Consider the following 13777-nt stretch of genomic DNA (forward strand, 5'->3'; position numbering starts at 1 on the left):
GGGCTTTCTATAAAACAGGCGCAGGGGCCGGGGCAAGAGGGCCGGCGCGCCTGCCTCAAAGCGGCCAGATCAGCGGGATCAGTGCCGATGACAGCAGCGCGATGCTGAGATTGAGCGGCACGCCGACGCGCAGAAAATCGGTAAACCGGTAACCGCCGGGCCCGTAGACCAGCGTGTTGGTCTGATAGCCGATGGGCGTGGCGAAACTGGCCGAGGCCGCGAACATCACCGCCACGACCAGCGGGCGCGGATCCACCCCCATGACATCCGCGAGGCCAATGGCGATGGGGCTCATCACCACCGCAACCGCGTTGTTCGACACCACTTCCGTCAGCGTCGTGGCCAGCAAGTAGACCGCCAGCACGACCGCGAAGGGCGGCAACTGCATCATCCAGGGCGCCAGCGTGTTGGCGATCAGTTGCACCGCGCCCGAATGATCCAGCGCCGCGCCGATCGCCAGCATCGCAAAGATCAGCGCCAGAAGCCGCCCGTCGATAAAGCTGAACGCCTCGTCCGCGTCGATGCAGCGGGTCAGCAGAACCACCGCGACCGCGAGGATCGACAGGAACAGGATCGGCGCGACGCCCAGCGCCGACAGCACCACGATCCCCGCCAGCGCCCCCAGCGCAATCGGTGCGTGGCCGCGCCGGAACGCGCGCGCCGACGGCTCGGAGACATCGACCATGTCCATTTCGCTGGACAGGCGCCGGATGTCCTCGGGCGCACCCTCCAGCAGCAGCGTGTCGCCGATCTTGACGATCAGCGTGTCCAGCTGTCGGCCGATATTCTGGTTCCGCCGGTGCACCGCCAGCGGATAGACCCCATAGCGCCGCCGCAGCCGGAGCGAGCCGAGGCTGCGCCCCACCATCTTGCAGCCCGGTGTGATCAGCACCTCGACGGTCGTCGTCTCGACCGCCGAAAGCTGATCCACCCGGCGCAGGCTCTTGTCGTTCTGAAGGCTCAGAAGTTCGGTCATCTGGGTGCGCAGAACGACTAGATCGCCCACTTCCAGCGTCACGCCCGTCAGATCGTTCCGCAGCGAACGGTCGCCGCGCACCACGTCGATCAGGCGCACGCCCTCGCGTTTGAACAGCTGCACGCCGGTGACCTCGCGCCCGATCAGGTTGCTGTCGGGCGGGATCACCGCCTCGGTAAAGAACTTCATGCGGCTGCGGTCAGACAGCATGTCAGCCATCGAATCGCGGTCGGGCAGCAGGAACGGCCCGAAAAACCGCAGATAGATCATGCCCCAAGCAACCAGCACCGCTGCCAGCGGCGTGATCTCGAAAATGCCGAACGGCTCCATCCCCCGCGCGCGGGCGACGCCGTCCACCAGAAGGTTCGTCGATGTGCCGATCAGCGTCAGCGTGCCGCCCAGGATCGCCGCATAGCTCAGCGGGATCAGCAGGCGCGAGGCCGGTATCTTCATCGTGCGCGCCAGTTGCACGAAAACCGGGATCATCACCACGACGACGGGCGTGTTGTTCATGAAGGCCGACCCGAAGACGACCAGCAGCATCATCATCGCCACCGCCATCTTGGGACTGGTGCGCGCGCGCCGGTCCGCGATCGAGGTGAACGCCTCCAGCGCGCCGGTGCGTACCAGCGCGCCCATGAGGATGAACATCACCGCAATGGTCCAGGGCGCCGGGTTGGACAGCACCTCCAGCGCCGCATCATAGGGCAAGAGGCCCAGCGCCAGCATCGCCCCCGCGCCGGCCAGCGCCACCACTTCGGTGGGATAATTCTCGCGCACGAACATGACGAACATGATCACGACAACGCCCAGCGTCATCAGTGCCTGCGCCGTCTGCGACAAGTCGAGATATGCGATCACGGCCGGTTCCGCCCCCAGAAGCGTTTCGCCCCGATCCCGAGGCGCCCGGCGCGGACCGGACGCGCGCAACGCTGGCGTGTCTTACTGCGTTTCACAAGAATGCTGCACCCGAGATATTGCCGACAGACGCCTTATGCGCCATCCGCATGATCGCCGATGGCCGGGTGCGGCGCAACAGGTTGATTGCGCGCGCGCGGCTGAACCATCGCGGTTCCCACCATCATGATCGCCAGCGCCAGCCACACCAGCAGCGCGTAGCGCTCGCTCAGCAGCAGCATGGACCAAAGCACGCCAAAGCCCGTCACCAGATAGCTGGACTGCGCCGCAAAGACGGACCCGGCCCGCCCGACCAGCCACACGTAAACGGCATAGACGATCCCGTGCAGCGCCGCCGAGGCCGCCAGCGCCAGCTCGGGCGCGCCAAAGCTGCTCAGCGGATTGACCCACTGCCCCGAGGCCGCCGCAAGCGGCGCCGTGATCACCATGCCCAAGAGCGACGCGCCAAGGATGGTCTGGATCGGATCCAGCCCCTGGGTGCCCCATTTCGCCACCAGGTTGCCCTCGGTCGCGTAGAGCGCGGGCGCCAGCAGGGCGATCGGCACAAAGGCGGCCATCGCGCGGTCCGGCAGGCTGGCATCGGGGCCGATCAGCAGCACGATGCCCAGAAGGCCAAAGGACAGCCCGATGAGGCGCCGCCAGGCAAACCGCTCGTTTCCGAGCGCAAGGGCGATGGGCAGCGAAAAGATCGGCACGCTGGCCAGCACGATCGACATGATGCCGCCGGGCAGCCTCATCGCCGCAAGGTAGAAGAAGATATCGGGCAGAACCGCGCCGCACAGCGCGATCATCAGGTAAAGCCGCCAGTATTCGCGCCCGAGTTTCAACGTCTTGCCGCGCAGCGCGTTGATCGTGCCCAAGAGCGCGACAATCACGACCAGCTGCCAGAAGATCAGGCCCAGCGGCTGGTGCCCGGTGCTGACCGCGATCTTGGCCAGCGGCACCGACAGGCCCCACCCTGCCCCCATGACAAAGAGCACACCATAAAGCCCAAGGCGGCGATCGGTCACGGACCGGCCTGCGCAAGGCGGCCGCCCTGCCGGACCATCTCGATCCGGGTCGCGTGCCCGGTGCGGTCGTCGGTCTCTACATAGACGCCCGACAGGGTGACATCGGCCATAGCGGGGGAAAAGCGGCCCTTGGCCATGCCGGTGACGAAGCGGCGCAAGGGCTCTTCCTTTTCCATGCCGATGACGCTGTCATAATCGCCGCACATGCCCGCATCCGACAGATAGGCGGTGCCACCGGGCAGGATTTGCGCGTCGGCGGTGGGAATATGGGTATGCGTGCCCACCACCAGCGATGCGCGCCCGTCGCAGAAATGGCCGACGCCCATTTTCTCGCTGGTCGCCTCGCAGTGGATATCCACGATCGCCGCCTGCACCGCACCGCCCAGAACATGGGCCCGCAGCGTGGCATCCAGCGCCGAGAAGGGATCGTCAAAGGCGCGCTTCATGAACACCTGGCCCAGCACCTGCGCGACCAGCACCTTGCGCCCGCGCGCATCCGAGAATACGCGATGCCCGCGCCCCGGCGCGCCCTTGGCAAAGTTCAGCGGGCGCAGGATGCGCGGCTCGCCCTCGATGGCGCGCAGCATGTCCTTTTGGTCAAACGCGTGATCGCCCAGCGTGACGCAATCGGCGCCCGCCTCCAGCAGGCCCTGCGCGTGCTCACCGCTCAGCCCCATTCCGCCGGTCGCGTTCTCGCCGTTCACCACGACGAAATCGAGCCCCCATTCGCTGCGCAGACCCGGCAGCCGCTCTGCAACCGCGCGCCGACCGCCGCGCCCCATGACATCGCCAAGAAAAAGTAGTTTCATGCGCAAAGTGTTAGGACGCGGCAAAGACAGGCGCAAGGGGACAAAACCGGCGCGAGCGTGCAGCGCGGGCGCATGGCCCGGCGCCTGCGGGAACGACGAAAGCGCGCCGCGTCAGCGCTGCGCCAGCGCGTCCTCAAGCACCGCCATCACGGCGCTTTGGGGGACATCCGATGTGATGAAGGCCGAACCGATGCCGCGCGCCAGGATGAAGCGCAGCTTGCCGTCCTGCACCTTCTTGTCCTGCGCCATGAGCGCCATCAGCCCTGCGGCATCCGGAAGATCACCTTTGATGTCAGACAGATCCACCTTCATCTTCATGTCGCTCAGATGGGCGCGCACGCGGCTTGGCGTCTCTTGAGCGCAGAGGCCCAGACGCGCCGACAGCTCGAACGCCAGCGCGCAGCCGATGGCCACGCCCTCGCCATGCAGCAGCCGATCGCCATAGCCGGTGGCGGCCTCCAGCGCGTGGCCGAAGGTGTGGCCAAGGTTCAAGAGCGCGCGCTCGCCCTGTTCGGTCTCATCGCGCGCGACGATGTCGGCCTTCATCTGGACCGCGCGCGCGACGGCGTGAACGCGCGCCTCCTCGCTCCCGGCGGCCATGTCGGGCGCGTGGGCTTCCAGCCACTCGAAAAAGCCCGCGTCGCCCAGAAGGCCATACTTTACGACCTCGCCGTAACCGGCCAGAAAGTCACGGGTTTTCAGCGTTCGCAGCATGTGGGTATCGGCCAGAACAAGGCTGGGCTGATGGAAGGCGCCGATCAGGTTCTTGCCCTTGGGCGAGTTGATGCCGGTCTTGCCCCCGACCGAGCTGTCGACCTGCGCCAGCAGGCTGGTGGGGATCTGCACGAAGCGCACGCCGCGCCGCAGGATCGCCGCGGCAAAGCCGACCAGATCGCCGATCACGCCGCCGCCGAACGCGATGACGATATCGCCCCGCTCGATCTGCTGCTCCAGCAGCCATTCGGTGCTGCGCTCCAGCGCGGACCAGCATTTGGTGCCCTCGCCCGGCGCAAGCGCCAGCGCGGTCATGTCGATGCCCTCGGCCGCCAGCCCTTCGCGCAGCGCGTCCAGATGAAGCGCGCCGACTGTCTCGTCAGTCACGACGGCCACGCGCTTGCGGCGCAAAAGCGGCGCGATCAGCGCGCCCGACCGGGCCAGAAGGCCGGGACCGACAAGCACGTCATAGGCGCGCCCGTCCAGCGGAACATGGATCGTCCGGTACGCTTGTGTCATGAAACCTCCAGAACATCGGGGCGCGTGGCGAGGGCCGCGATCACCTGGCTGGCCATCATGTCGATCGTATAGCTGGCATCCGAGACGACGGCCAGATCGGCCTTGGCATAGATCGGGGTGCGCGCCTCGAACAGATCCCGCAACGTGCGATATGGATCAGGAGTGCGCAATAAGGGCCTGGTATCCTTGTTCTTTACCCGGCTCCACAGCAGCCTGAGATCCGCGTTCAGCCAGACCGAAACCCCCTTGGCCGAGATCAGATCACGGTTGCGCGCGGACAGGAACGCGCCGCCCCCGGTGGACAGGATACAGCAAGGGCCGCGCAGCAAACGGTCGATGATTTCGCTTTCGCGGCTGCGAAAGAACGCCTCGCCGTCGCGGGCGAAAATCTCGGCTATGGTCATGGCGGCGGCGGATTCGATCTCGGCGTCGGAATCGAGAAAGGGCACGGACAGACGGCTTGCCAGGGCGCGGCCTACCGCGGTTTTGCCGGCGCCCATCATGCCCACCAGAACCACCGTCTTCTTCAGTTTGCCGGTGCCTGCATTGGCCACGCTCGGCACTCCCCCGCCCAAATATCGCATCGCCGCATTGAATGACGTGATCTTGTGCAAAAGGCCAGTTATAAGTTGGGCAAAACAGACCGCAAGGCAGGCAGGCATATCGTGTTCAGACTTATCAAATGGTTGTTTTATCTGGCCATTCTCGCGTTCATCGGGCTGGTCGGATACGCGTATCTGGGCCCGTTTTTCGGCGCCGATTTCGCCCCGCCTTCCAGCGAGATTCGTCAGGAAATCATTCTTGACGTGGAATGATGCCTTAGCCACCGCAGCGCTGGCGACACTGTTTGCCCTGCCCGCCGCGCTGGATGCGCAGCAAACTGCCCGGCCCGCGGTGCCCGATCCGCTGTCGGCGATCGACTGGCTGGAGCAGGCCGCGCCCGCCCCGCGCGCGGACGAGCCCCCCGTCGCGGGCCAGGTTACGATCCCCAGCGTCGAGGTGACGCCGCTGGATGCGGCCACGGCGGGCGCCGTCGGGCTGCTGCCCCCCTCGGTGACGGGATTGCCGGCGGATTTGTGGCGCAGCAGCGATGCGGCCGATCTGACCGCGCTCTGGCGCCGGGTCAGCACGCAGCCGCCGCCGGCGATCCAGGCGCTTTATCACACGCTTCTTCTGGCCGAGGCCGACCCGCCGCAGGGGGATTCGGGCGCTTATCTGCGGACCCGCGTCGCCATCCTGCGCCGCTTCGGCGCCGTGGAGCCTGCGCTGGAGCTGATGACGCGCGCCGGGCCGGAACGGGCCGCGCTTTTCGGCGAATGGTTCGATCTTTCGCTGCTGATCGGCAACGAGGTCGAGGCCTGCACCGCCCTGCGCGATGCGCCGACGCTTCTGAATGACGACGCGGCGCAGATCTATTGCACCGCGCTGACCGGCGACTGGCGCACCGCGCTGCTGCTCTATGACACACGCCTTGCGCTGGGATCGCTGGGCGCCGAGCGGGCGGCGCTGCTGGATCATTTCCTCGATCCCGAGATGTCGGATGGCGCAGCGCCGCCTGCGCCGATGACGCAGCCCACTGCACTGGATTTCCGCCTGTTCGAGGCGATCGGCACGCCGCTGGCGACGCGCGATTTGCCTGCGGCCTTCGCGATGGCGGACCTGCGCGGCACCGTCGGCTGGAAGGCCGAGATCGAGGCGGCCGAGCGGCTGACCCGGCTGGGCGCGCTGGGGGCGAACCGCCTGATGGGGCTTTACACACGGCAAAGCCCGTCCGCGTCGGGCGGGGTGTGGGACCGCGCGCAGGCGGTGCAGGATCTGGACGCCGCGCTTGAGGACGGCGCGCCCGGTGCCATCGGCGCCGCGTTGACCGCCGCGTGGGATCTGATGCGCGAGGTCGGACTGGAGCTGCCGTTTGCCGAGATGTTCGCGGCGCGGCTGGACGAGGCCGAGCTGACCGGCGACGCGCAGGTGCTGGCATTCCGCATCGCGCTGCTGACCTCCGAATACGAGGCTGTGGCCGCCTCCCCGCCGCCGGGGCCTGCCGCGCGGGCGCTTGCCGCCCTGGCGCAGGGGCGCGCGGATGCCGCGCTCGCCGATGGCGCCGCGGAACAAGTGATTGCCGGTGCGTTCGCGGCCCCGCCGCAGGCCCCGCCAGAGCATGCAGAGCTGATCCGGCGAGGCAAGCTGGGCGAGGCGATCCTGTCCGCCGCGCTGCAATTTGACCGCGCGGACGGCGACCCGCGCCAGATGGCGGATGCCCTTGGCACGCTGCGCGCCGTCGGCCTGGAGGATACCGCGCGCCGCGCCGCGCTTCAGGCGCTGATCCTGGAGCAGGCCCAATGAGCGATGCGCACTGGATCGCCGCATTCCTTGAGGCGCAGGCCGCCGAGCAGGGGGCCGCGCGCAACACGCTGGACGCCTATGCGCGCGATCTGGCCGATTTCACCGGCTGGCTGGCGCATGCGGGGCTGGGCCCGGCCAGCGCCCAGCGCGCCGATGTGGAGCGCTACCTTGTCGGGCTGGAGGCGCAGGGGCTGGCCAAATCCACCCGCGCGCGGCGGCTCTCGGCGATCAAGCAGCTCTATCGCTTCGCGTTCGAGGATCGCTTGCGCGCCGACAATCCGGCGGTCCAGATCAAGGGGCCCGGCCGTGATGCCCGCCTGCCCAAGACCCTGACCGAGGACGAGGTCGACCGCCTGCTGGAGGCCGCGCGCACCACCGGGCGCAGCGCCCGCGACCGGTGTCGCAACACCTGCCTGATGGAGTTGCTATACGCCACCGGGATGCGCGTGAGCGAGCTGGTCTCGCTGCCTGTCGCCTCGGCCCGCGGCAACCCCCAGATGCTGATGATTCGCGGCAAGGGCGGCAAGGAGCGGATGGTGCCGCTGTCCCCCCCGGCCCGCGCCGCGCTTCAGGCCTGGCTGGCGATGCTGGACGCGCAGGCCGAAGCCGACCGCGCGCGCGGCGCCGCGCCGCCTGCGTATCTCTTCGCCTCATCGGGCAAGGCCGGCCACCTGACGCGCCACCGCTTTTACGTGCTGATCAAGGAGATCGCCGCCTGCGCGGGCGTCAGCCCGGCCAAGGTCACGCCGCACACGCTGCGCCACGCCTTTGCCACGCATCTTCTGGCCAATGGCGCGGATCTGATGGCCATTCAGGCGCTTCTGGGCCATGCCGATGTCGCCACGACCGAGATTTACACCCATGTTCTGGACGCCCGCCTGCAGGCGCTGGTGCTGGAGCATCACCCCCTCTCGGAGCAGGCGCCGCGCAAATCCGAAACGCCCTAGCTGCGCGCGCCTCTCCCGTCCATCCGCCCTTTGGCACGCGCAATCGCCAAGGCTCCCTTGATCGCGGGCGCCGCGCGGCCCATAAAGCCATGACGTTTCGCACACCGCGCAAGGCGGGCGGGCGACACCATCCGGCGGCGGGAATTTTTGAAGGGTACCTGCCTGCCGAACACGGCACAGAACGCCATAGCGGCACAAAAGGACTTGCACCCCCATGGACGCGACATTCGCGATTTTCGATCTGGCCTTCTGGTTGACCGCGGGCGCCATCCTGCTGCTGTTGGTGCTGTCGGGGCTGTTTTCGGGCAGTGAAACCGCACTGACGGCGGCATCGCGCGGCAAGCTGCGCGCGCGCGCCGACAAGGGCGATACCGGCGCCGAGCGTGCGCTGGCGATCACCGAAGACAACGAGCGGCTGATCGGTTCGGTCCTGCTGGGCAACAACCTGGTCAACATCCTGGCCACGTCGCTGGCCACCGCGCTCTTCACGCGGATGTTCGGCGATTCGGGCGTGGCGCTGGCCACGCTGGTGATGACGCTGCTGGTGCTGGTCTTTGCCGAGGTCCTGCCCAAGACCTATGCCATCACCAATGCCGAGGTCGCGGCCAGCCGCGTCGCCCCCGTCATCACCATCGTGATCCGCCTGTTTTCGCCGGTCGTGTCGGCGGTGCGCGTCTTCGTGCGGCTGGTCCTGAGGATCTTCGGCGTCAAGACCGATCCCGACGGCCAGATCCTCGCCGTGCGCGAGGAGATCGCAGGCGCGCTTTACCTTGGCCATTCCGAAGGCGTCGTCGAAAAGGAGGACCGCGATCGCATCCTCGGCGCGCTTGATCTGGGCGAGCGGGCGGTCGAGGAAATCATGCGCCACCGCAGCCAGATCGAGATGATCGACGCGGGGCTGGAGCCGGTGGCGATCCTCGATCAATGTCTGAAATCGCCCCATACCCGCCTGCCCGTCTACGAGGGCGATCCCGACAATATCATCGGCATCGTCCACGCCAAGGATCTGCTGCGCGCGATGCACAGGCTCGCCCTTGGCGAGGGCGGCAGCGCCAGCGCATGGCGCCGCTTCGACATCAAGTCGGTGGTGAGAAAGCCCTATTTCGTGCCCGAAACCACGACGCTGGACGATCAGATGCGGCAATTCCTGCGCATGCGCACGCATTTCGCGCTGGTGGTGGACGAATACGGCTCGCTTCAGGGGCTCATCACGCTGGAGGACATTCTGGAAGAGATCGTCGGCGAGATCACAGACGAATTCGACACCGACGCCGAGCATCCGATCCGGCGCAGCGACGACAACCAGTTTCTGGTCGATGGCGCCATGACGATCCGCGACCTGAACCGCGCGACCGACTGGTCGCTGCCCGATGACGAGGCCAACACCATCGCCGGGCTGGTCATCCACGAGGCGCAGATGATCCCGAAGGTGAACCAGGTGTTCAACTTCCACGGCTTCCGCTTCGAGGTGATGGCGCGCAAGGCAAACCGCATCACGCGGCTGAAGATCAGCAAGCTTTGACCCGGCCTTTAGCCCCGCCGCTTCAACCGCGCAGCCGTGCTCCATCGGGATCGAAGGGCGGCGCGGGCAGGATCGTGGCGCCATGCGGCCGGCCCAGCACCATCACCTCGACGCGGTCGCCCGGCTGCGCGCCTTTGACATAGCCCAGCGCCAGGCTCATCCCCACCCAGTAGCCGTAGCTGCCCGACGTCACGCGCCCGATGCCCGCGCCGTCCTTGAAGATCGGCTCGCCGCCGGTGGCATCGGCGCCCGATGCCTGCGTGTCCGCCTCGTCCAGATGCAGCAGGACCAGCGTCTCGCGCGCGGGCTCGCGCATCGCGGCGGCGGCGGCATCCCGATGCAGGAAATCCTTGTCCAGCTTGACCAGCGGCGCCAGCCCCACCTCCTGCGGCCAGTATTCGGGACTGTATTCGCGCCCCCAGCTGCCATAGCCCTTCTCGATGCGCAGGCTCATCAGCGCGCGGCTGCCCACGGGGCCTGCGCCCAGCGCGCGCCCGGCCTCCAGAAGCGCCGTGTAGAGCGCGACCTGATCGCCGGTCGCGCAATGCAGCTCCCATCCCAGATCGCCGGTGAAGCTGACGCGCAGCGCGAGGCACTCGACGCCCGCCACCCGGATGCTGGCGGAGCGCATGAACGGGAAATCCGCGGTCGCAAGCGATGCGTCGGTCAGCCCCTGAAGCAGCTCGCGCGATCCGGGGCCCGCGACGTTGAAGCCGCAGATCGCCTCTGTCCGGCTTTCGAAAATGGTCCCTTCGGGCAACGGGACCATGTTGAAGAACCGCTTGTGATACCGCTCGGCCATGCCCGACCCGATGATCCAGAATTCGTCTTCTGCGGTGCGCGTGACGGTGAAATCCCCCGCAATTCCGCCGCGCACAGAGATCAGCGGCGTCAGACAGGACCGGCCTACCGCGCCCGGCATGCGGTTGGCGAAGACGGCGTTCAGCCATGCCTCGGCGCCCGGCCCGGCGCAGCGGTATTTGGCAAAGTTCGATATGTCGATGATCCCCGCCCGCTCGCGCAGCATGCGGCATTCCTCGCCCACGGGCGCCCACCAGTTCTGGCGCGTGAAGCCCTTGGTCTCCTCGACGCCGGGCGTGCCCGCAAACCACAGCGGATGCTCCCAGCCATAGTTCAGGCCGAACACCGCACCCATGTCCTTTTGCATTTCATAGGCCGGGCGCACGCGGCAGGGGCGGCCTGCGCTGCGCTCTTCATACGGGAAGTGGATGGCAAAGCGGTTGGCGTATTGATCGCCCACCTTCGCCTTGGTGAATGCCTTGTCCGCCCAGTCGCCGAAGCGCGCCATGTCCCATGCGAACATGTCATGGCGCATCTCGCCCTCGACGATCCAGTCGGCCACCATGAGGCCCATCCCGGCCGATTGCGAAAATCCGGGGATGATGCCGTTGCAGCAAAAATAGCCCTTCTTTTCGGGCACGGGGCCAAGGATCACGTTGGCGTCGGGCGTCCAGATCATCGGGCCGTTGATGACCCGCTTGATCCCCGCCGCGCCCGCGGCCGGCACGCGGTCGATGGCGCGCATCATGTTGTACTCGATCCGGTCCAGATCATCGGCGAAAAGCTCATGCGCGAAATCCAGCGGTGTGCCCTCCTCCGCCCAGAAACGCATATCCTTTTCATAGGCGCCGATCAGCAGGCCTTTGCCCTCTTGCCGCAAATAGTATTCGCCGTCCCGGTCGGCGACCGACGGCAGGCGGCGGTCCAGCGCGGCGATCTCGGCAATCGTTTCGGTCACGAAATACTGGTGCTCGGTCGGTTGCAGCGGCAGGGTGATCCCCGCCAGCGCCGCCACCTCCCGGCCCCAGAGGCCGGCGGCATTGACGATCCAGGGGGTGCTGATATTGCCCTTGGGCGTCTCGACGATCCAGCTGCCATCGGGCTGGTGCCGGGTGGCGGTGACCGGCGTGAAGCGGTGGATTTCGGCCCCCGCCGCCCGCGCGCCGGCCGCGTAGGCGGCGGTCACGCCCGACGGGTCCACGTTGCCGCCGTCCGGCTCCCACATGATGCAGCGAATGCCGTCGAAATTGACCAGCGGATGCAGCGCCTCGGCCTCGGCGCGATCTATCTCGCTGAAATTCATGCCATAAAGCCGGGCCTTGGCCGCCTGCAGGCGCAGCTGATGCTCGCGCGCCTCGGTCTGCGCGAGGTAAAGCGAGCCGGGCTGGAACACGCCGCAGCTTTGGCCCGTCTCGGCCTCCAGCCGGTTGTAAAGCGTCATGGTGTAGTGCTGCAGGCGGCTGATATTGGCGCTGTCGTGCAGCCCGTGGATGTTGGCCGCCGCATGCCATGTAGAGCCCGACGTCAGCTCGTCCCGCTCCAGCAGGATCACATCGGTCCAGCCCAGTTTCGTCAGATGGTAAAGGATCGAACATCCGATGACGCCGCCCCCGATGACGACAGCCTGTGCGTGGGTTTTCATGGGCAGGGTCCTCGGCTCATATTTCTGCCGCAGCTTTAACGCGCGGCGGGTGGCGCGATTGCCTCGCAGCGACAAACGGCGTCGCGGCGGGACAAGTCACTGCGCGGCCCTACGCCTCGGTCACGCGCAGGCGCAACCGCTCGCTGACGGCGGCCAGCAGACGGTCCCGGTCGGGGGCGAAATCCATATGATCCAGCGCGCGCCGCAGCGCAAGTTCGGCAAATTTCTCGGCCGCGTTGCGCAGCCCCGCATCGGGATGTTGCATCAGTCCGGCCAGCGTTGCCTGAAGGCGGTGCTGCACCTCGTAGAGCTGCGCGCCATCGCGCGACAGCGCGCCAAAGCCATCGTCCAGCAGATTGCCCGGGCTGAGCGGCGGCACCCAGAGCCGGTCCAGATCGGGGCCCTCGCCGCCCTCTTCCTGCTCCTCCTCGTTGACGTTCTCGTCCGAATAGCTGGACAGGATGCGCCCGACGCGGGTGATGACGTCAATCGCCGTGCCCGGATCGTTGATGCCCGGCGACAGCGCCTTGGAGGCGATCTCGCCCATCACGGTCAGACCGAACCGGGGATCCTGATCGTAGCTGCGCAGATCCTCGACGCTGACATGCCCGCGCAGAAGCGACAGGAATTCCTCGCGGTCGTCCTCCTTGACGCGGCCCTCGTACCACAGCAGCGGCTCGTGCAGAAAGACGAACTCGCCGATCGGCTTGGGCAGATAGACGCGCACCTCATAGCGCTCGGCGACCGCCTGAAGCCCTTCGGGATAGATATGCTGGATATAGCCGCTTTCGTCGGACGCGACCGAGGTTGCATCGCGCGGCACGTCCCCGCGCAGCGGGTTGGCGCCAAGACAGGGCGTCTTCAGACGCTCCTTGAAGCGCCGCTTGGTGATGTCCTCGACCTGCCGCGTGGTGTGCAGCAGGCTGCCGAAGGTCTGCAGATGCAGCACCCAGCGCACCAGCGACCACACGACATAGGCCAGCACCAGCACCGTCAGCCAGAAGATCACCAGCGCATGCTCGTCCCCGAAAACGCTCGTCTCGCGCAGGATGATCGCGATCAGCGCATAGACCCACGCGCCGATAAAGGCCGCCAGCGTCTTTTGCGTCGTGCTGTCCTGCATGATCAGCTGATGCACCCGCGGCGTCCATTGCGAGGCCGAGCTGCGATAGGTCGAGACCATCACCGTCATCGAAAAGATCGTGACCGACAGCATCGCGCTGGCGATGATATCCAGCAGCCGGTCCGCCGACGTCCCCGACAGGCGCCCGGCCAGTTGCTCGGGAACGAACAGCTCGATCAGCTGCGTCAGGCCAAGCGCAAACAGCGAAAGCATCCCCATCAACAGCACGCGCACCCACAGCTTGCGCGAATAATTGCGCGCCTTGCGCCACAGGGTCGAGGGGATCAGCAGGATGTTCTTCATCGCTTATCAATTGCATGTGCCGGGGGCAGGTTCCATCGTTTTCCCGCGGCCTGCCCGCCGATGACCCCAAAAACGACAGGATCTGTCGCAGGCGCGCATGCCAAGGCCGGGCAGCCCCCGCACCTTGCCCGCATGGCCAGCAACAAGGGA

At 66.9% G+C, this 13777-nt stretch carries 11 protein-coding genes; 4 read left to right on the top strand and 7 right to left on the bottom strand.

Annotation, left to right across the window (positions count from 1 at the left end; all coding sequences use genetic code 11):
• Window positions 1-55 precede the first annotated feature (55 nt).
• From DC366_RS02505 to DC366_RS02525, 5 genes are all read right to left on the bottom strand, one after another.
• Window positions 56-1795 carry an SLC13 family permease gene (locus tag DC366_RS02505; protein ID WP_108690830.1) on the bottom strand — a complete coding sequence of 580 codons (1740 nt, stop codon included), beginning with the start codon at window positions 1793-1795 and terminating at the stop codon, window positions 56-58.
• Between the two features lie 173 nt (window positions 1796-1968).
• Window positions 1969-2904, bottom strand: coding sequence for a DMT family transporter (locus DC366_RS02510; RefSeq protein WP_243405008.1), 936 nt, complete (start codon window positions 2902-2904; stop codon window positions 1969-1971).
• Entirely contained in the window at window positions 2901-3713 is an 813-nt protein-coding gene (locus DC366_RS02515; RefSeq protein ID WP_108690579.1) for a TIGR00282 family metallophosphoesterase, read from the bottom strand. The genes DC366_RS02510 and DC366_RS02515 overlap by 4 nt, the downstream gene beginning before the upstream one ends.
• A 111-nt stretch (window positions 3714-3824) precedes the next feature.
• Complete coding sequence (gene aroB, locus DC366_RS02520; RefSeq protein WP_108690580.1) at window positions 3825-4946, bottom strand: 3-dehydroquinate synthase; 1122 nt, start codon at window positions 4944-4946, stop codon at window positions 3825-3827.
• Window positions 4943-5530, bottom strand: coding sequence for a shikimate kinase (locus DC366_RS02525; protein WP_108690832.1), 588 nt, complete (start codon window positions 5528-5530; stop codon window positions 4943-4945). The genes aroB and DC366_RS02525 overlap by 4 nt, the downstream gene beginning before the upstream one ends.
• A 24-nt stretch (window positions 5531-5554) precedes the next feature.
• Between DC366_RS02525 and DC366_RS02530 the strand changes: the two genes are divergently transcribed.
• From DC366_RS02530 to DC366_RS02545, 4 genes are all read left to right on the top strand, one after another.
• On the top strand, window positions 5555-5761 hold the full coding sequence (locus tag DC366_RS02530) for a hypothetical protein (protein WP_108690581.1): 207 nt from the start codon (window positions 5555-5557) through the stop codon (window positions 5759-5761).
• A complete protein-coding gene (locus DC366_RS19790) occupies window positions 5748-7289 on the top strand; it encodes a hypothetical protein (protein WP_165802828.1) in 1542 nt (513 codons plus the stop codon). The genes DC366_RS02530 and DC366_RS19790 overlap by 14 nt, the downstream gene beginning before the upstream one ends.
• Entirely contained in the window at window positions 7286-8236 is a 951-nt protein-coding gene (locus tag DC366_RS02540) for a tyrosine recombinase (RefSeq protein WP_108690582.1), read from the top strand. Before DC366_RS19790 ends, DC366_RS02540 begins: the two co-directional genes overlap by 4 nt.
• Window positions 8237-8450: 214 nt before the next feature.
• Window positions 8451-9758 (top strand): HlyC/CorC family transporter, encoded by a 1308-nt coding sequence (locus DC366_RS02545; RefSeq protein ID WP_108690583.1) that lies wholly within the window; start codon window positions 8451-8453, stop codon window positions 9756-9758.
• Between the two features lie 22 nt (window positions 9759-9780).
• Here DC366_RS02545 and DC366_RS02550 read toward each other — a convergent pair whose 3' ends face one another.
• Window positions 9781-12201 carry a GcvT family protein gene (locus DC366_RS02550; protein WP_108690584.1) on the bottom strand — a complete coding sequence of 807 codons (2421 nt, stop codon included), beginning with the start codon at window positions 12199-12201 and terminating at the stop codon, window positions 9781-9783.
• 109 nt (window positions 12202-12310) lie between these two features.
• On the bottom strand, window positions 12311-13627 hold the full coding sequence (locus DC366_RS02555; protein ID WP_108690585.1) for a DUF2254 domain-containing protein: 1317 nt from the start codon (window positions 13625-13627) through the stop codon (window positions 12311-12313).
• Window positions 13628-13777 lie beyond the last annotated feature (150 nt).

This window comes from Pelagivirga sediminicola, assembly GCF_003072125.1.
In the GTDB taxonomy this organism is placed as follows: Bacteria; Pseudomonadota; Alphaproteobacteria; order Rhodobacterales; family Rhodobacteraceae; genus Roseovarius; species Roseovarius sediminicola.